This window comes from Streptomyces sp. NBC_00490, from assembly GCF_036013645.1.
GTDB classification, from domain to species: Bacteria; Actinomycetota; Actinomycetes; order Streptomycetales; family Streptomycetaceae; genus Streptomyces; species Streptomyces canus_F.
Genome location: NZ_CP107869.1, coordinates 8994573 through 9012883, shown reverse-complemented (window position 1 = coordinate 9012883; position 18311 = coordinate 8994573). Strand labels below are relative to the sequence as shown.

Genomic DNA, 18311 nt, shown 5'->3' with positions numbered 1-18311 from the left:
TCAATGGGTTCGTGTCGAAAAACTTTCGATGCCTATAGGTCACAGCCGGGTCACGAGCAACAGGCTTGGTCGCAGGGGTTGACACCTCTGCGGGCGGCTCATAACTTCCCCTCTTGAATCGTTTCATACAGAAGCTCTCTCGGAACGTTTCTTGGAACCTTTCAAGAACGCTTCGACCCGACGTCACAGGAGCCCCGAAGTGACCGAGCTCGCCGCGGTGAAGGCCGCGCTCAAGACACAGGCAGTCGAGACGCCGTCGTGGGCGTACGGGAACTCGGGAACCCGCTTCAAGGTGTTCGCGCAACAGGGTGTTCCGCGTACCCCGCAGGAGAAGCTGGACGACGCCGCGCAGGTGCACGCCCTCACGGGCGTCGCACCGACCGTCGCCCTGCACATTCCGTGGGACAAGGTCGACGACTACGCGGCGCTGGCCAAGCACGCCGAGGACCGCGGGGTGAAGCTCGGCGCGATCAACTCCAACACCTTCCAGGACGACGACTACAAGCTCGGCAGCATCTGCCACCCCGAGGCCGCGGTGCGGCGCAAGGCGGTGGATCACCTGCTGGAGTGCGTCGACATCATGGACGCCACCGGCTCCGCCGATCTGAAGCTGTGGTTCGCCGACGGTACGAACTATCCCGGGCAGGACGACATCCGGGCCCGCCAGGACCGGCTGGCCGAGGGTCTCGCCGAGGTGTACGAGCGGCTCGGGGACGGGCAGCGGATGCTGCTGGAGTACAAGTTCTTCGAGCCGGCCTTCTACACCACCGACGTGCCGGACTGGGGCACGGCGTACGCCCACTGCCTGAAGCTGGGACCCAAGGCGCAGGTCGTGGTCGACACCGGGCACCACGCTCCCGGGACCAACATCGAGTTCATCGTCGCGACGCTGCTCAGGGAGGGGAAGCTCGGCGCGTTCGACTTCAATTCCCGGTTCTACGCGGATGACGACCTCATGGTGGGTGCGGCTGATCCGTTCCAGCTGTTCCGGATCATGTACGAGGTGATCCGTGGTGGCGGCTTCACGCCGGACGTGGCGTTCATGCTCGATCAGTGCCACAACATCGAGGCGAAGATTCCCGCGATCATCCGTTCGGTGATGAATGTGCAGGAAGCCACGGCGAAGGCGTTGCTCGTCGACGGGGAGGCGCTGGCCGCCGCGCAGGCGGCGGGGGACGTGCTCGCGGCGAACGCCGTGATCATGGACGCGTACAACACGGACGTGCGGCCGCTGCTGCGGGAGGTGCGTGAGGAGATGGGGCTGGATGCGGATCCCATCGCCGCGTACGCCCGGTCCGGGTGGGCCGAGAAGATCGTTGCTGAGCGTGTTGGCGGCGAGCAGGCCGGATGGGGTGCGTAAGCGTCTGCCGGAATCTGTCCGTCGCGGGCTGCGGGCCGTTTGTGGCTGGTCGCGCCCACGCGGCGGCGCCGCAAATTGATACAGCCCCGCGCCCCTAGGTGTCTCCACTTCCCCTTTCTTCAGAAGGACTGAACGTCATGGCAACCCATCCCGAAGCTGCCGCCCTGCTGGCCCGGTCCCATCGGCTCGGTGCTGATCCCCGTAACACCAACTACGCCGGTGGTAACGCGTCCGCGAAGGGCACCGACACCGATCCCGTCACCGGGGGTGATGTGGAGTTGATGTGGGTCAAGGGGTCCGGTGGGGATCTCGGGACGCTGACCGAGGGTGGGCTGGCCGTGCTGCGGCTGGACCGGATGCGGGCGCTGGTGGAGGTGTATCCCGGCGTCGAGCGCGAGGACGAGATGGTCGCCGCCTTCGACTACTGCCTGCACGGCAAGGGCGGGGCGGCTCCGTCGATCGACACCGCCATGCACGGGCTGGTCGAGGCGGCGCATGTCGATCATCTGCATCCCGACTCCGGGATCGCGCTGGCCTGTGCCGCCGACGGGGAGAAGCTCACCGCGGAGTGTTTCGGGGACACCGTGGTGTGGGTGCCGTGGCGGCGGCCCGGGTTCCAGCTCGGGCTGGACATCGCCGCGGTCAAGGAGGCCAACCCGCAGGCGATCGGGTGCATCCTCGGCGGGCACGGGATCACCGCCTGGGGGGACACCTCCGAGGAGTGCGAGCGGAACTCGCTGCACATCATCCGCACCGCCGAGGCGTTCCTGGAGGAGCGTGGCAGGGCCGAGCCCTTCGGGCCGGTGATCGAGGGCTACGGTGCGCTGGAGGCCTCGGCGCGGCGCGAGCGGGCCGCCGCCCTGGCGCCCTATGTGCGTGCCCTCGCCTCCCAGGACAAGCCGCAGGTCGGGCACTTCACCGACTCCGACGTGGTGCTCGACTTCCTGGCCTCCGCCGAGCACCCCCGGCTCGCCGCGCTCGGGACGTCCTGCCCGGACCACTTCCTGCGGACCAAGGTGGCACCGCTCGTCCTCGACCTGCCGCCGGCCGCGCCGCTGGACGAGGCCGTCGCCCGGCTGAAGGAGCTGCACGCCTCCTACCGCGAGGAGTACGCCGCCTACTACCGGCGCAACGCCCTGCCCGACTCCCCCGCGATGCGCGGCGCGGACCCGGCGATCGTGCTGATCCCGGGCGTGGGCATGTTCTCCTTCGGCAAGGACAAGCAGACCGCGCGGGTGGCCGGAGAGTTCTACGTCAACGCCATCAACGTGATGCGCGGCGCGGAGGCCGTTTCTACGTACGCGCCCATCGAGGAGTCCGAGAAGTTCCGTATCGAGTACTGGGCACTGGAGGAGGCCAAGCTTCAGCGGATGCCGAAGCCCAAGCCGCTCGCGACGCGGGTCGCCCTGGTGACGGGTGCGGGCAGCGGGATCGGCAAGGCGATCGCGCATCGGCTCGTCTCCGAGGGCGCCTGCGTGGTCGTCGCCGATCTCAACGGTGACAACGCCGCCGCGGTCGCCGAGGAGCTCGGTGGCCCCGACAAGGCCGTCGCCGTGACCGTGGACGTGACCTCCGAGGAGCAGATCGCCGAGGCCTTCAAGGCCGCCGCGCTCGCCTTCGGCGGGGTGGATCTCGTCGTCAACAACGCGGGGATCTCCATCTCCAAGCCGCTCCTGGAGACGTCGGCCAAGGACTGGGACCTCCAGCACGACATCATGGCCCGGGGTTCGTTCCTCGTCTCGCGCGAGGCCGCCCGGGTGATGATCGCGCAGGAGCTGGGCGGCGACATCGTCTACATCGCCTCCAAGAACGCCGTCTTCGCCGGCCCCAACAACATCGCCTACTCCGCCACCAAGGCCGACCAGGCCCACCAGGTGCGACTCCTCGCCGCCGAGCTGGGCGAGCACGGCATCCGGGTCAACGGGATCAACCCGGACGGCGTGGTGCGCGGTTCCGGGATCTTCGCCGCCGGCTGGGGTGCTCAGCGGGCCGCCGTGTACGGCGTGGAGGAGGAGAAGCTGGGCGAGTTCTACGCGCAGCGGACCATCCTCAAGCGCGAGGTGCTGCCCGAGCACGTCGCCAACGCCGTCTTCGCCCTGACCGGCGGGGAGTTGACCCACACCACCGGTCTGCACATCCCGGTCGACGCCGGCGTCGCGGCCGCCTTCCTGCGGTGACGGGCGTGAAGTCGTACGCCGCGGTCGACCTCGGCGCGTCCAGCGGACGTGTCATGGTCGGCCGCGTCGGGCCGGACAGCCTGGAGCTGGCCGAGGCACACCGCTTCCCGAACCGGCCCGTGCGCACCCCGGAAGGGCTGCGCTGGGACATTCTCTCGCTCCACGGCGGTGTCCTGGACGGACTCCGGGCGGCAGGGCAGGTCGACTCGGTCGGCATCGACAGCTGGGCCGTGGACTACGGGCTCCTCGACACGGACGGGGCACTGCTCGGCAACCCCGTGCACTACCGGGACTCCCGGACCGACGGCGTCGCCGAGAAGGTCTGGGCGACCGTGCCGGCCGAGGAGCTGTACGCGGCCACCGGGTTGCAGTACGCGCCCTTCAACACGCTGTACCAGCTCACGGCGGCCCGCTCGTCGGCTCAACTGGCGCAGGCCGCACGGCTGTTGCTCATCCCGGACCTCCTCACGTACTGGCTGACGGGCGAGCAGGGCACCGAACTCACCAACGCCTCGACGACCCAGCTGATCGATCCCCGGACGCGCGCGTGGTCGTACGACATCGCCGCGCGGCTCGGGATCGACCTGGACCTCTTCGCGCCGCTGCGGCAGCCCGGCGATCGGGCCGGTGTGCTGCGGCCCGAGGTGCTGGAGGAGACCGGGCTCGCCGGCCCCGTGCCGGTGACGGCCGTCGGTTCGCACGACACCGCGTCCGCGGTGGCCGCCGTACCGGCGGTGGGCGAGCGGTTCGCCTACATCTGCACCGGCACCTGGTCGCTGGCGGGCCTCGAACTGGACGCGCCCGTGCTGACCGAGGAGAGCCGGGCCGCCAACTTCACCAACGAGCTGGGGCTGGACGGCACGGTCCGGTATCTGCGGAACATCATGGGGCTGTGGCTGCTCCAGGAGTGCGTACGGGCCTGGGGCGAACCGGAGTTGGGGGCGCTGCTCCTCGACGCGGCGAAGGTGCCGGCGCTGCGGTCGGTCGTGGACGCGGGGGACGCGGCGTTCCTGGCGCCGGGGCGGATGCCGGAGCGGATCGCCGAGGCGTGCCGTGCCTCGGGGCAGCCGGTGCCCGCCTCCCCCGCCGAGATCACACGCTGCATCCTCGACTCGCTGGCCCTCGCCCACCGCAGGGCGATCGCCGACGCACAGCGGCTCGCCGGGCATCCGGTCGACGTCGTGCACGTCGTGGGCGGCGGCACCCGCAACGCGCTGCTGTGCCAGCTGACCGCCGACGCCTGCGGGCTGCCGGTGGTCGCGGGCCCGACGGAGGCGGCGGCCCTCGGGAACGTCCTGGTCCAGGCCCGGGCCCACGGGCTCGTCGGCGACCTCGCGGACGGACGGCGGCTGCTCACCCGTACGCAGCCGCTGACCCGGTACGAGCCCCAGGGGGACACCGCCCCGTGGCGCGAGGCGGAGGCCCGGCTCGCCAACCGGTGAGCGGGGTCTCCCCCACACCCGCCGGCCCCACTACGCTTCACTCATCCGATGATCAACCCCAAGGAGCCGCGATGCGTGTCGCCCTGTTCCTGACCTGTGTCAACGACACGCTCTATCCGGACACCGGGCGCGCCGTGGTGAAACTGCTGACCAGGCTGGGCGTCGAGGTCGACTTCCCGATGGCCCAGACCTGCTGCGGACAGGCGCACTACAACACCGGCTACCGTCATGAGGCGGAGCCGATGGCCCGGCATTTCTCCGATGTCTTCGGGGAGTACGAGGCGATCGTGACGCCGTCCGGATCGTGCGGGGCGATGGTGCGGGAGCTGTATCCGCGTATGGGTGAGCGGGCCCGGGCCGAGGGGCGCGGGGACGGCCTCGCGACCACGCTGGCCCCCGTGATCCCGAAGACGTACGAGCTCACGGAGTTCCTGGTGGACGTCCTCGGGGTCACGGACGTCGGCGCGTACTACCCGCACAAGGTGACCTACCACCCGACCTGCCACGGGCTGCGCAGCCTGGGGCTGGGCGACCGGCCCCGGCGGCTGCTCCAGGCCGTGAAGGGGCTGGAGCTGGTGGAGCTGCCGGGTGCGGACGAGTGCTGCGGGTTCGGCGGCACCTTCGCGCTGAAGAACGCCGATGTCTCGGCGGCGATGGGCGCGGACAAGGTGCGCAACGCCGAGTCGACCGGCGCCGAGGTGCTGTGCGCGGCCGACAACTCCTGTCTGATGCACATCGGCGGCACCATGGCCAGGCTGAGCACGGACATGCGGCCGGTGCACATCGCGGAGATCCTGGCGGGCACAGAGGAGGAGCCGGCGGCATGAGCGGAACGTTCGTAGGGATGCCGGCCTTTCCCGAAGCCGCGCACGAGGCCGTCAACAACCAGACCCTGCGCGGCAATCTGCGGCACGCCACGCACACCATCCGCGGCAAGCGCGAGAAGGCCGTCGCCGAGGTCTCCGACTGGGCGCAGCTGCGCGAGGCGGGCAAGCGCATCAAGGACCACACACTCCGTCATCTCGACCGGTACCTCGTGCAGTTGGAGGAGTCGGTGACGGCCGCGGGCGGCATCGTCCACTGGGCCGCCGACGCCGACGAGGCCAACCGGATCGTGACCCGACTGGTCAAGGAGACCGGGGAGTCGGAGGTCGTCAAGGTCAAGTCGATGGCCACGCAGGAGATTGGGCTCAACGAGGCGCTGGAGGAGGAGGGAATCCGCGCCTACGAGACCGATCTCGCCGAGCTCATCGTGCAGTTGGGCAAGGACCGGCCCTCGCACATCCTCGTGCCGGCGATCCACCGCAACCGGGGCGAGATCCGGGACATCTTCGAGCGCGAGATGAGCGAGTGGGGGCGCCCGGCCCCCGACGGCCTCACCGACACGCCCGCCGAACTCGCCGAAGCCGCCCGCCTCCACCTCCGCGAGAAGTTCCTGCGCGCCAAGGTCGGTGTCTCCGGCGCCAACTTCATGATCGCCGAGACCGGCACGCTGGTGGTCGTGGAGTCCGAGGGCAACGGACGGATGTGTCTGACCCTGCCCGAGACGCTGATCTCGGTCGTCGGCATCGAGAAGATCCTGCCGACCTGGCAGGACCTGGAGGTCTTCCTGCAGACACTCCCCCGCTCGTCGACGGCCGAGCGCATGAACCCGTACACCTCGATGTGGACCGGCACGTCGGACGAGGACGGTCCGCGCGCCTTCCACCTGGTCCTGATCGACAACGGCCGCACCGACACCCTCGCCGACGAGGTCGGCCGCCAGGCCCTGCGCTGCATCCGCTGCTCGGCGTGCCTGAACGTCTGCCCGGTCTACGAGCGGGCCGGCGGCCACGCCTACGGATCGGTCTACCCGGGCCCGATCGGCGCCATCCTCAGCCCTCAACTGAGGGGCACGCAGAGCGAGATCGACGCCTCGCTGCCGTACGCGTCCTCGCTGTGCGGGGCCTGCTACGAGGTGTGCCCGGTCGCCATCGACATCCCCGAGGTCCTGGTGCATCTGCGGGAACGGATCGTGGAGGGCGGCCCGGTGGTCCGCGAGGGCAACAAGGTCGTCCTCAAGCCGGCCAAGGGGCATGCCGCCGAGCGGGCGGCGATGCGGGCGGCCCGCTGGGCCTTCGCCCACCCCGGCGCCCTGCGCACCGGCCAGCGCCTCGCCTCCCGCACCCGCCGTCTGCACCCGCGCAAACTGCCGGGTCCCGGCAAGGCGTGGAGCGGCACCCGGGATCTGCCGCCGCTGCCGGCCGAGCCGTTCCGGGACTGGTGGCAGCGGACGAACGGTGGAAAGGGCGGTGCGAAGTGAGCAGCAGGGAACGGATCCTGGGCCGGGTGCGGCGCGCGCTGGCGGATGTCCCGCACGACGACACACCGTACGACCAGGCGGTCGCGCGGGACTATCTGCGCGAGCACGGTGACCGGAGCGTCGCGCGGACCGTCGATCTGCTGGCCGAGAACCTCGCCGACTACCGTGCGATCGTGCACCGTTGCACCGCCGACGAACTGGCCCTGACGATCGCCGGGATGCTGGCCGCGCGGGGCGCGAGGACGGTGCTCGTGCCGCCGGGCCTCGACCCGTCCTGGCTCGCCGACACCGAGGCGGAGCAGGTGCCGGACCGGATCGAGAGCACCCCGCACGAGCTGGACCGGATCGACAGTGTCGTCACGGCGTGCGCGGTGGCCGTGGCCGAGACCGGCACGATCGTGCTGGACGGCTCCCCCGACCAGGGCCGCCGCCGCATCACCCTCGTCCCCGACCACCACATCTGTGTCGTACGGGTCCCGGAGCAGGTCGTCTCCTCCGTGCCCCAGGCTCTCGAACGCCTCGACCCGACCCGTCCGTCGACCTGGATCTCCGGTCCTTCGGCGACCAGTGACATCGAGCTGGACCGGGTCGAGGGAGTGCACGGTCCGCGCACCCTGGAGGTCGTGCTGGTGGGCTGAGCGCTCGGCGGTCCCCAGGCACTCACCGGCCGGTCGGCCCGGGCGCCGCGCGCGCGGCGGGCCCGCCGGTGTCTCCCGCCGTCAGGTACCGGTCGAGGGGCGGCGACTCGGCCAGTACCGCGCCGATGGTCACCGCGAAGGTGACCGCGGCGCACAGGACGATCAACCAGGACAGCAGGACCAGGACCAGACCCAGGGAGCCGTACGTGCCGAGGGCCCGGTTCAGCGCGGCGGGCATGTAGAGGCGGGCGGTCAGCCCGAGCGCGGTCGTCGCGGCCGCGGCCAGGACGGCGCCGGGCAGCAACGGCAGCCAGGGCACCCGGGCGGCCAGCAGCAGACGCTGCGTCCAGAGCCACACGCCGATACCCATCAGGAACAGCAGCGGCGTACCGAGCCAGAGGCCGGCGCCGAAACCGCTGCGGACCGGGCCCTGTATGAGGATCACGAGCGTCATCGCGAGCAGCCACGCCACCCAGCGCCACGCGGCGACGCGGGTGCCGGCCTTCGGCAGTCGCCACGCGCGCTCGCAGACCCGGGCCATGGCACGGCTGAAGCTGGTCGCGGAGATCAACGCCACCACCACGCCGATGGCGCCACCGGTCTCGCGGAAGCCCGGGTCGGTGGTGCCGCCGAGCAGCTGGTCCAGTTCCTGGCCGGACCGGCCCGTCAGACCGAACATGGCGCGCAAGGACTCGCCGAGCTGGTCGCGCACGCTCTGCGGGGTGAACGCGGCGATGGCGAGCAGCAGCGGCACGGCGGCGAGGAACGCCTGTGCGGCCAGTCTGGTCCCGGCGTCCAGCAGGTTCCCGGACAGCAGCCGGCTCGTGAGTTCGGCGACGACGGGAAAGCGTCGTTCGGCGCCGGTACGCAACCGTTCCAGCCGCTCGGTCCACGCCATGCCGCCTCCCGATCATGCGCAGGGTGAGAAGAAACGCCGGTCGCCGAGCGTGCCCTCGGCCGCCGCTCCGCCGAGTCTCCTCCGGTCCGGGCTCAGCAGGGGATCGGCCGGCATGCCGACGGCCGACCGGTCCAGGGGATCGCGGTGCTCGACGACGGGTTCCCTCCGGTCGGCGGGTGCGGCCGCCGCAAACCGGTCGAGCAGGGCCCGCGGTCGTCGTACGGCCCGCGGACTCGAGACGCCGGTGACGGTCTGGACGACGAGGGCGATGGCCGTGACGACGAAGCCGTTGAGCGTGATCATGCCTCCGGAGACCGCGGCGAGGGTCGCCTGGGCGGAGGACGCGTCGAAGCTCAGGCCGTCCGCGGGCCGGTGCCGTTCCCTGCGAGGCAGGACCCGGCCCAGAAGTGCCCCCGCGGCCACCACCAGGAGTGCGGCGCCTGGGCTGCGGGCGCGTCGGGCCCGGTGGTTGCCGCTGCTGTGCGCGCGCCGGGCGCGCGGGGGCTGCGTCACGAGCGGCCGGAGCCGGGCGGGCGGGATCCGCGCCGGTGCCGGAGGACGGTCGCCGCGGCATGGGCGCCGGGCCCGCCCGGGAGGGGCGGACGCGCGGAGTGCTGCGTGCTCATCGGCCTCCTCGGTCGCCGGTTCACCGGAGGGAACCTCGAGTGTCGGACGCGGCGGGCGCACGGGCCAGCCGTGGCGGGCCGTCGGTGTGACACCCGCCGGGGCGTCCGCCGGCGCCTTGTGGGAACCGCGGACCGGTCCGCCCGGCGTTCAGCCGTACGGCGTACACGGGGTCGTGGGCGGGAGGCGGCCGGGTGAGGGTGGCACTGGCCGAGTCCTGCGTCGTCCGCGAGGGAGACCGAGATGCCCCAGACCACCGAGTCCAAGCCCGCGGCACCAGGGGTGGCGCGGGCCAACCAGGCGGTGCTTCAGCGCTTTCCGTTCGACGACAACCAGGACTTCGATGACGCGCGGCGCGGCTTCATGGGCACGGCCCGGGACAACGTGATCCGCGACACCGAGGGGCGTGCGGTGTGGGACCTCGACGCCTACGGGTTCCTCGACCAGGACTGCCCGGACACGGCCAACCCGAGCCTGTGGCGGCAGAGCCGGCTCTGCTCCGACCACGGCCTCTTCGAGGTGACCGAGGGCATCTACCAGGTGCGCGGTTTCGACCTGTCGAACATGACGATCGTCGAGGGTGAGCGCGGTGTCCTCGTCATCGACCCGCTGCTGTGCGCCGAGACCGCCGCCGCGGGCCTCGCGCTGTACCGCGGCCACCGGGGAGACCGGCCCGTGACGGGCGTGCTGTACACCCACAGCCACGCCGACCACTTCGGCGGCGTACGCGGCGTCGTGACCGACGAGGAGGTCGCGGCCGGCGTGCCGGTGCTGGCCCCCGAGGGCTTCCTGGAGCACGCCGTCAGCGAGAACGTGTACGCGGGCACGGCCATGAACCGTCGCGCCGCCTACATGTACGGCGCCGCGCTTCCCAAGGGCCCGCGCGGGCAGATCGGCGCGGGTCTCGGTCAGACCACCGCCACCGGCGCGGTCGGACTGATCCCGCCCACGAGGGACATCACCCGTACCGGGCAGACGGAGACCGTCGACGGCATCCGGATGGTCTTCCAGCTCACCCCCGGCACCGAGGCGCCGGCCGAGCTGAACATCCACTTCCCGGACCACGCGGCGCTGTGCATGGCGGAGAACGCCACGCACAACCTGCACAACCTGCTCACCCTGCGCGGTGCCCAGGTCCGCGATCCCCGGATCTGGGCCCGCTATCTCACCGAGGCCGTCGACCTGTTCGCCGACTCCTGCGACCTCGCCTTCGCCTCGCACCACTGGCCCGTCTGGGGCCGCGACCGGGTGGTGCGGTTCCTGTCCGAACAGCGGGACCTGTACGCCTACCTCCATGACCAGACCCTGCGGATGCTCAACCAGGGCCTGACCGGGCCGGAGATCGCCGAGCTGATCGAGATGCCCCCGGCACTGGAGCGGGCCTGGCACACCCATGGCTACTACGGCTCCGTCAGCCACAACACCAAGGCCGTCTACCAGCGTTACCTCGGCTGGTTCGACGGCAACCCGGCGCATCTGTGGGAGCATCCGCCGGTCGAATCCGCCCGGCGGTACGTGGAGTTCATGGGCGGCGCCGACGAAGTACTGCGCCGCGCCCGGCAGTCCTTCGCCGACGGTGACTTCCGCTGGGTCGTCCAGGTCGTCCACCACGTCCTGTTCGCGGACCCGGACAACGCCGCGGCCCGCGAGCTCCAGGCCGATGCCCTGGAGCAGCTCGGCTACGGCAGCGAGAACGGGACGTGGCGGAACTTCTTCCTCATGGGCGCCCTGGAGCTGCGCCACGGTTCGGTCGGCACACCGGCCTCGACCGTGGGGCCGGACCTGCTGGCGGCACTGTCGCTGGACCAGCTCTTCGACGCCCTCGCCATCCGGGTGGACGGGCCGCGCAGCTGGGACGCGGACATCACCGTGCGCTGGAACGTCGCCGACGGTGACCCCGTCACCCTGCGCCTGTGCAACGGCGTGCTCACCCATGTCACCGGCACCGGTCCGGCCGCGGCGGACCCGGACGTCGAGATCAGCCTCACCGAGGCCGATCTGCGCGCCGTACTGCTCGGCACCGTCTCCCCCGCCGACCTCGCGGCCCGCAGCGGTGTCAAGGTCAGCGGAGACGCGGGACGGCTGACCGAACTCCTCGGCCACCTGAGCGATCCGGACCCCGACTTCGCCATCGTCACGCCGTGACGTCGCCAGCCGGCGGGACCGCACGGGAAGGCGGTGCGCGACGGGCGCCGTTAGCGTGAGTGCATGATCCGGTTCGAGCAGGTCAGCAAGCGGTATCCGGATGGCACGACGGCCGTGGACGGCCTGAGCTTCGAGGTGTCCGAGGGTGAGCTCGTCACGCTCGTGGGCCCGTCCGGCTGCGGCAAGACGACCACCATGATGATGGTCAACCGGCTCATCGAACCCACCTCCGGACGGATCCTCGTGAACGGCGACGACATCGCCGCCGTCGACCCGGTGCGGCTGCGGCGCCGGATCGGGTACGTCATCCAGCAGGTCGGGCTCTTCCCGCACCGCACGGTCCTCGACAACACGGCGACCGTGCCGGCGCTGATCGGCTGGAAGCGGGCGAAGGCGCGGGCGCGCGCCGCCGAGCTGCTCAATCTGGTGGGCCTGGACCCGAAGCTGTACGGGCCCCGCTATCCCGACCAGTTGTCCGGCGGACAGCGGCAGCGGGTCGGGGTGGCGCGGGCGCTGGCCGCCGATCCGCCGGTGCTGCTGATGGACGAACCTCCCCCACTGCCCTGAACGGGCGTGGGAGGTGCCCCCAGGCGCGGTCGACCCGGTGGTGCGGGAGCAGTTGCAGGACGAGTTCCTGCGGATGCAGGCCGCGGTGCGCAAGACGGTGCTGCTGGTCACGCACGACATCGAGGAGGCGGTACGCCTCGGCGACCGGATCGCCGTGTACGGGCAGGGCCGGATCGAGCAGTTCGACACGCCCGGGACGGTGCTCGGGGCGCCGGCGACGCCGTACGTGGCCGAGTTCGTGGGCGCCGACCGTGGGCTGAAGCGGCTCTCGGTCACCGACATCGAGGCCGACGACCTGGAACAGCCGCCGCTGGCCCGCCCGGACGAACCGGCCGGGACCGCGGCGGCCCGGCTGGGAGCGGAGGGGGCGCGCTGGGCCGTCGTCCTGGACGACCGGGGCGAACTGCACGGCTGGGTCGGGGTCGACGACCTCGGGGCGGGCGGCACGGTGGGCGACCGCGCGCACCGGATGAACGCCTGGGTGCCGGTGGGCGCGCCGCTGAAGCAGGCGTTCGGCGTGATGCTCCAGCACGACGCGGGGTGGGTCGCGGTGCTGGACGGGGCGCGCCTCCTGGGGGTGCTGACTCCGGCGAAGCTGCACGAGGCGCTGCGGAGGTCGGTGGACGCGGATGCGCGCGGGGTGGCGCGGGATCAGGTGCGGTTCGACTCTGTGGCCGATGCGTAGGCGCTCCGCTGGGTGGGGCGGTGGGGTGGTGCGCTGTGGGGGTCGGTTGTCGTCCGCGGGTTCGTTGTGGCTGGTCGCGCAGTTCCCCGCGCCCCTGCGGGAGCCCTGCGGGCCCCGCGGTGCCTGCCGTCCGTGAGCCGTTGTCAGTGGGGCGTCCTACTCTTGCGGCATGAGAGCTTCGGGAACCTTCAAAGTTGCGGACTTCACGCCTGCCTCCGTGCCGGCCCCGGCGATCGAGACGGCCGTGCCCGTCGGGGTCGCCACGATGGAGAAGGAGTACGAGGGGGAGGTCGTCGGGCGGTCGGCGACCTTGTTCACGGCTGCGTACGACCAGGGCTCCGGGGTGGGCACGTATGTGGCGATGGAGTCCTTCGAGGGCTCGCTGAACGGGCGGGCGGGCGCGTTCAATTTCGCGCACTCCGCGACGACCCTGGGCACGGACAGGCGCAACGAGTTCTTCGTCGTGGTCCCGGGCAGCGGCACGGGCGCGCTGAGCGGGATCACCGGGTCCGGTGGCATGGCGGTCGACGAGGACGGCACGCACCGGGTGTGGTTCGACTACGAGGTGGACGCGGGCGCGTAGCTCACGAGCCCTTGCCCGGCCGGCGGGTCGCGTCGCGGCCCAGGATGCCGAAGGCCCAGCGTTCGTTGAAGCCCGCCACGAAGCCGATGGCGCACCAGAAGCCCCAGAAGTCGGTGCCCTTGACGGCGGAGCCGGGGCTGCCCGGGGCCGGGCAGATCTCGGCCGCCGTGGCGGGCGTCTGGAAGACCGGCACGATGCCCCCGCTGAGCAGGAAGTAGACGGCCAGCGCGAGGACCCAGCCGACGAAGACCCGGTAGAGGCCCTCGTGGCGCATGCCGCGGGCCATCTGGCCGGGGACGACCACGCCCTCGCGCCCGTTGGTCTGCCGGCGCGCGAGCTGGTCGGCGCTGCCGCGCAGCCGTACGAGGACGCTGAGGACGGCGCCGAACGCGCCGACGCCTCCGCACACGAAGGCGCCCAGCAGGCTCCAGCGGTTGGTGCAGTTGAGCGTCACGCCCATCGCCCCGAGCAGGTCCACGCCCCACAGCAGCGGTGCGGCGAGCAGCAGCAGGCTGAGGGCGGAGCCCAGACCGAGTCCGATGTTGAGGCCCCGGCTGACGGCCGTCGCGCTGTCCTGCGCCAGCCGGCCCCGCAGGTCGGCGATCTCCTGGTCGAGGTACTCCGCCAGATGTTCGTTCGGCTTCTGGTCGCCGAGCCGCGGGTCCGTCAGCGCGTTGCCGAGCACCCGCACCACGGTCACGCGCGCCGACACCCTGGTCCGGTGTTCGAAGGCGCGCTGCGAGGCCCCGTAGAGCAGTTGCAGCTGGAGCTGGTGCTCGGGATACAGATCGCCGAACTGCACATAGGCACGGTCGAAGCCGGCCGGCACCACGTCGACGAGTCCCCCGGGCCGCAGCTCGGTGTCCGCCCCTTCGACCGATTCACGCATTCCCCGCCACCACGGATGGCGGTCTCCCCCGTTGTTGTCCCCCATGAACCGGGTGTACCCGCGCGGCCGGGCCCCGGGAAGCCTCCCCACCGCACCAGTACGGTCACCGTCGTCACGGAGCCGTCACGTCAGCTGTAGACGATCGGGCAGCCGCGGCGCAGGGAGTGCTGGGCGGCGCGCAGGTACAGCGCCACGTAGAAGGAGGCGTCCAGGTCCTGACCCCACGGTCCGGGGCGGGCGGCCACCGTCTCCTTCGCCGATCCGTCCAGGAACCAGGAGGTCAGGCTGAGATTGCCGCTCATGACGGGCAGCATGGGAGGCAGTCCGATCGCCGACGCCAGCCGTTGGGCGAGGGCGAGCACCTGGGGTGCTCCCGCGACCACGGTCGTGTCGGTGTAGGCGGAGCCGACCGGCAGCGGTATCTCCTCGTCCAGGGAGACCGGCACCAGGACCGACCAGCCGCAGAGCGTCTCCTCCTCGTCGCGCGTCAGATGCGCACGGCACAGCTCGACGAAGCCGTCCATGGAAGGGCTCAGCTTCTCCCCGAACTCGAGGGCGCGGCTCTCCCGCGGAACGGACGGGTACGGCGGCAGACCGCGCCTGCTCAACTCCTCGTCGAGCCCCGAGGCGATCTCGCCGTAGCCGCCCTCGTGGTCACCGCGCCAGTCCTGTGCGTCGACACTCACCAGATAGACACCCATGCGCGCAATGTACGGCGCCCCACTGACATCTCACGTCAGCAGCCCCTTGTCCTCCAGGTAGCTCCGCGCCACGTCCTTCGCCAACCGCCGCCAGCTGTCGACCTGTTGGTTCATGGAAGCCAGGTCGGCCGTCGTCAGGACGTCGTTCAGCTTGCCGAGCGCTTTGGTGACCCCGTCGCTGCCGGCGCGGGAGCGGTTGACGACGGGGACGACGTAGTCGGCGTTCTGGAGGTGTTTGTCGTCGGCGAGGAGGACCAGGCCGAAGTCCGTGAGGGTGGCGTCGGTCGTGGTGGTCAGCACCATCTGGTCCTGGCCGCTCTGCACGGCCTTCTTGGCCTGGGTGGTGCCGACGCCCTTGGGGTCGACGCCGGTGACGTCGATGCCGTAGGTCTTCTTCAACCCCGGTTCGCAGTAGGGCCGTTGGACACACTCGTCACCGGCGGCGAGCCGGACCTTCAGGCTCGAGCGGCTGAGGTCGCTCAGGGTCTTCAGGTCGTGCTGCCGGGCGTAGGAGGCGCTCACGGCGAAGGCGTTCTGGTCGACGGCCCTGCCCGCGTCCAGGACTGTCAGTCCGCGCGGCGCGGCCAGTCGGCGCAGGGCCGTCATCGTGGCGTCGAGGTCGGGTGAGCCGACCGGGGCCGCGTCGGCGCCGTTGGTCTTGGCGTTGAGCCAGTCGGCGAAGGTGGCCGCGTACTCGGGCACGACGTCGATCTGGCCGGATTCCAGGGCCGGTTCGTACAGTTCGCGGTTGGCGACGGTGAGCAGCGACGTCCTGTACCCGGCCTGCTCCAGCAGCAGCGCGTACATCTGGGCGAGCAGGTCGCTCTCGGTGAACCCGGCGGATCCCACCGTCAGTTGGTGGCTGTCGCCGGGAGCGGCGGTGACCGCGCTCTGGTTCTCCAGGGAGGGGCCCGTGGAGCAGCCGGTCAGCAGGAGGACGAGGGCCGTCGCCGCGCGTCGCCTCATCGCGTCCCCCTCGCCCAGCGGGGCGCCAGCCGCTCGACGATCTCGAAGACGCCCTCCACGATCAGCGCGAACCCCGCGACGAGTACCGCTCCGGCCACCACCTGCGGCGTACTGGCCAGGTTGAAGCCCGCCGTGATGATCCGGCCCAGCCCTCCCCCGCCCGCCAGCGCGGCGATCGTGGCCGTCGCGACGAGCTGGACGGCGGCGATGCGTACGCCGGTCAGCACCATGGGGAGCGCCAGGGGCAGTTCGACCCGCAACAGCATCTGCCGCCCCGTCATGCCCATCCCGCGGGCCGCCCGGACGACGCCGCGGTCCACCTCGCGCATGCCGACGTACGCGTTGGTGAGCAGGGGTGGGAGGGCGAACAGCACCAGGGCGACGACCGTCGGGCCCTCCCCCAGTCCCCGACGGGGGTCAGCAGCAGAAGGACCAGCACGGCGAACGTGGGGACCGCGCGGCCGATGTTGGAGATGTTGACCGCCAGGGCGCCGCCCTTGCCGAGGTGGCCGAGGACGAGGGCCACCGGGAGGGCGATCAGACAGCTGATGACCAGGCAGACGACGGTGAGGACGAGGTGTTGCGGCAGCCGGTGCCAGATGCCGTCGGCGCCCTCCCAGTGGGCGGAGTCGGTGAGCCAGTCCCAGGCGTCGGTCAGGGTGGTCATGCGCGGGCCGCCCTCGTCCACGGGGTGATCAGCCGCTGCACGCCCAGGAGCAGCACGTCGGCCGCGACGGCGATCACGACGCACAGGACGGAGGCGGTGAGGACCTGTGCCTTGAAGTAGGTGTTCATGCCCGCGTAGATGAGGTTCCCGAGTCCGCCGAAGCCCACGATCGCGCCCACCGTCACCAGCGACACCGCGGAGACCACGGCGATGCGCAGACCGGCCATCGCGGCGGGCAGGGCGAGCGGCAGTTCGACGGTGAGGAGGAGGCGGACCGGGCCGTAGCCCATGCCGCGGGCGGCCTGCCGGGTCTCCTCGGGGACGGCCCGCAGCCCGGCGAGGATGTTCCGTACGAGCAGGGTGAGCGAGTCGAGCACGAGACCGGCCACGACCAGGCCGGCCGAGAGTCCGTACACGGGCAGGAGCAGGGAGAACATCGCCAGGGACGGGATCGTGCAGAGGATCGTCGTGGCGGCGAGGACGGGACCGGCCGCCCAGCCCCAACGGCGCGCCAGCACGGCGAGCGGCAGGGCGATGACCAGGCCGATGAGTACCGAGACCGCGGTGAGCTCCAGGTGCTGGACGACCGCGTCGAGGAGGATCTGCCGGCGGTGCTCAGATACTCGCCGCAGATCCTCCCCCAGCTCTCGGCTTCGCTCGAGCCGGGGGGACCCCCTTGTTGCGCGCTGGCAGTCGTCCGGGGGCGCGGTCACGACTCCATTGCACCGGCGGGCCAGGGGGTCGGCTCGCTGGGGTGACCCGTACGGGGTGTCGCTGGGTACACCCCCCGATACGGGTTCTGGACCCAATGTGGTCCCCGCGACATCTCCGTAATTTCTCTGTCAGGGCACACGGAGTGCCGGACCGAGGGGTGAAGACGATGCTTCGCACAGGCTCGCGACGTACGCACGACACGGGACCCGCCGCCGAGGCGCTGCGGCTGGTCAAGGTCACCAAGACCTACGGCAGCGACGACAGCGCGGTCACCGCTCTGGACGGCGTCACGCTCAGCCTGGGCCGGGGCACCTTCACCGCGGTGATGGGTCCGTCGGGTTCCGGCAAGTCGACGCTGTTGCAGTGCGCGGCGGGGCTGGACCGGCCCGACAGCGGCATCGTCGTCGTGGACGGCACCGAGCTGACGGGCGGTGGCGAGGCGGAGCTGACGAAGTTCCGGCGGGGCCGGATCGGGTTCGTCTTCCAGCAGTACAACCTGCTGGAGACGCTGACCGTCGCGCAGAACACGGTGCTGCCGCTCAAGCTGGCCGGACAGCGCGTCGACCGGAAGCGGGCCCGGGAGATCCTGACGCAGGTCGGCCTCGGCGACCGGCTCGGGCACCGTCCCGACCAGTTGTCCGGCGGTCAGCGGCAGCGGGTCGCGATCGCCCGGGCGCTGGTCGCCGAGCCGCGGGTGATCTTCGCGGACGAGCCGACGGGTGCCCTGGACACGCGCAGCGCGTGGGATGTGCTGCGGCTGCTCCAGGAGGCGGTGCGGGTGCACGGGCGGACCGTGGTGATGGTGACGCACGACCCGGTCGCCGCCTCGTACGCCGACTCGGTGCTGTTCCTCGCCGACGGGCGGCTCGCGGGCGGGCTGACGGCGCCCACCGCGGACGCGGTGGCCGAGCGCCTCGCGCACCTGGGCGACGACATGACGGCGGGGGTGTGAA

At 71.5% G+C, this 18311-nt stretch carries 14 protein-coding genes and 3 pseudogenes; 10 read left to right on the top strand and 7 right to left on the bottom strand.

Translation table 11 applies throughout. From position 1 onward, the window contains the following. Positions 1-199: 199 nt before the first annotated feature. The 6 genes from rhaI (at position 200) to OG381_RS41065 (ending at position 7919) form a co-directional block, all read left to right on the top strand. Positions 200-1360 carry an L-rhamnose isomerase gene (gene rhaI, locus OG381_RS41090; protein ID WP_327721056.1) on the top strand — a complete coding sequence of 387 codons (1161 nt, stop codon included), beginning with the start codon at positions 200-202 and terminating at the stop codon, positions 1358-1360. Positions 1361-1497: 137 nt separating this feature from the next. Further along, positions 1498-3537 carry a bifunctional aldolase/short-chain dehydrogenase gene (locus OG381_RS41085; protein ID WP_327721055.1) on the top strand — a complete coding sequence of 680 codons (2040 nt, stop codon included), beginning with the start codon at positions 1498-1500 and terminating at the stop codon, positions 3535-3537. 5 nt (positions 3538-3542) lie between these two features. Continuing rightward, the gene (locus OG381_RS41080; protein WP_327721054.1) at positions 3543-4979 is read left to right on the top strand and encodes a rhamnulokinase; all 1437 of its coding nucleotides are present in this window, start codon (positions 3543-3545) and stop codon (positions 4977-4979) included. 71 nt (positions 4980-5050) lie between these two features. Continuing rightward, complete coding sequence (locus OG381_RS41075) at positions 5051-5806, top strand: (Fe-S)-binding protein (protein WP_327721053.1); 756 nt, start codon at positions 5051-5053, stop codon at positions 5804-5806. Beyond that, entirely contained in the window at positions 5803-7281 is a 1479-nt protein-coding gene (locus OG381_RS41070) for a LutB/LldF family L-lactate oxidation iron-sulfur protein (RefSeq protein WP_327721052.1), read from the top strand. Before OG381_RS41075 ends, OG381_RS41070 begins: the two co-directional genes overlap by 4 nt. Continuing rightward, a complete protein-coding gene (locus OG381_RS41065) occupies positions 7278-7919 on the top strand; it encodes a LutC/YkgG family protein (RefSeq protein WP_327721051.1) in 642 nt (213 codons plus the stop codon). Before OG381_RS41070 ends, OG381_RS41065 begins: the two co-directional genes overlap by 4 nt. Before the next feature lie 22 nt (positions 7920-7941). On the opposite strand, the gene OG381_RS41060 is transcribed toward OG381_RS41065, so the two are convergent. Then, complete coding sequence (locus OG381_RS41060) at positions 7942-8817, bottom strand: YhjD/YihY/BrkB family envelope integrity protein (protein ID WP_327721050.1); 876 nt, start codon at positions 8815-8817, stop codon at positions 7942-7944. 12 nt (positions 8818-8829) lie between these two features. Then, complete coding sequence (locus OG381_RS41055; RefSeq protein ID WP_327721049.1) at positions 8830-9330, bottom strand: DUF2254 family protein; 501 nt, start codon at positions 9328-9330, stop codon at positions 8830-8832. A gap of 354 nt (positions 9331-9684) precedes the next feature. On the opposite strand from OG381_RS41055, the gene OG381_RS41050 reads away from it, so the two are divergent. From OG381_RS41050 to OG381_RS41040, 3 genes and pseudogenes are all read left to right on the top strand, one after another. Next, positions 9685-11586, top strand: coding sequence for an alkyl/aryl-sulfatase (locus OG381_RS41050; protein ID WP_327721048.1), 1902 nt, complete (start codon positions 9685-9687; stop codon positions 11584-11586). Between the two features lie 63 nt (positions 11587-11649). Further along, positions 11650-12838: pseudogene (locus tag OG381_RS41045) on the top strand (ATP-binding cassette domain-containing protein). A gap of 169 nt (positions 12839-13007) precedes the next feature. Continuing rightward, positions 13008-13421, top strand: coding sequence for a DUF3224 domain-containing protein (locus OG381_RS41040; protein ID WP_327721047.1), 414 nt, complete (start codon positions 13008-13010; stop codon positions 13419-13421). Between the two features lies 1 nt (position 13422). Here the strand turns inward: OG381_RS41040 and OG381_RS41035 are convergent, their stop codons facing one another. The 5 genes and pseudogenes from OG381_RS41035 to OG381_RS41015 all read right to left on the bottom strand — a co-directional run bounded on the left by OG381_RS41035 (position 13423) and on the right by OG381_RS41015 (position 17357). Beyond that, positions 13423-14310, bottom strand: coding sequence for a hypothetical protein (locus OG381_RS41035; protein WP_327721046.1), 888 nt, complete (start codon positions 14308-14310; stop codon positions 13423-13425). Between the two features lie 128 nt (positions 14311-14438). Next, entirely contained in the window at positions 14439-15011 is a 573-nt protein-coding gene (locus OG381_RS41030; RefSeq protein WP_327721045.1) for a hypothetical protein, read from the bottom strand. A gap of 30 nt (positions 15012-15041) precedes the next feature. Continuing rightward, positions 15042-15977 carry an ABC transporter substrate-binding protein gene (locus OG381_RS41025; protein WP_327721044.1) on the bottom strand — a complete coding sequence of 312 codons (936 nt, stop codon included), beginning with the start codon at positions 15975-15977 and terminating at the stop codon, positions 15042-15044. Continuing rightward, positions 15974-16644: pseudogene (locus OG381_RS41020) on the bottom strand (ABC transporter permease). The gene OG381_RS41025 and the pseudogene OG381_RS41020 overlap by 4 nt, the downstream one beginning before the upstream one ends. After that, positions 16641-17357, bottom strand: a pseudogene (locus OG381_RS41015) (ABC transporter permease). The pseudogenes OG381_RS41020 and OG381_RS41015 overlap by 4 nt, the downstream one beginning before the upstream one ends. Positions 17358-17524: 167 nt before the next feature. Here OG381_RS41015 and OG381_RS41010 point away from each other — a divergent pair. Next, positions 17525-18310, top strand: coding sequence for an ABC transporter ATP-binding protein (locus tag OG381_RS41010; protein WP_327721043.1), 786 nt, complete (start codon positions 17525-17527; stop codon positions 18308-18310). Position 18311 lies beyond the last annotated feature (1 nt).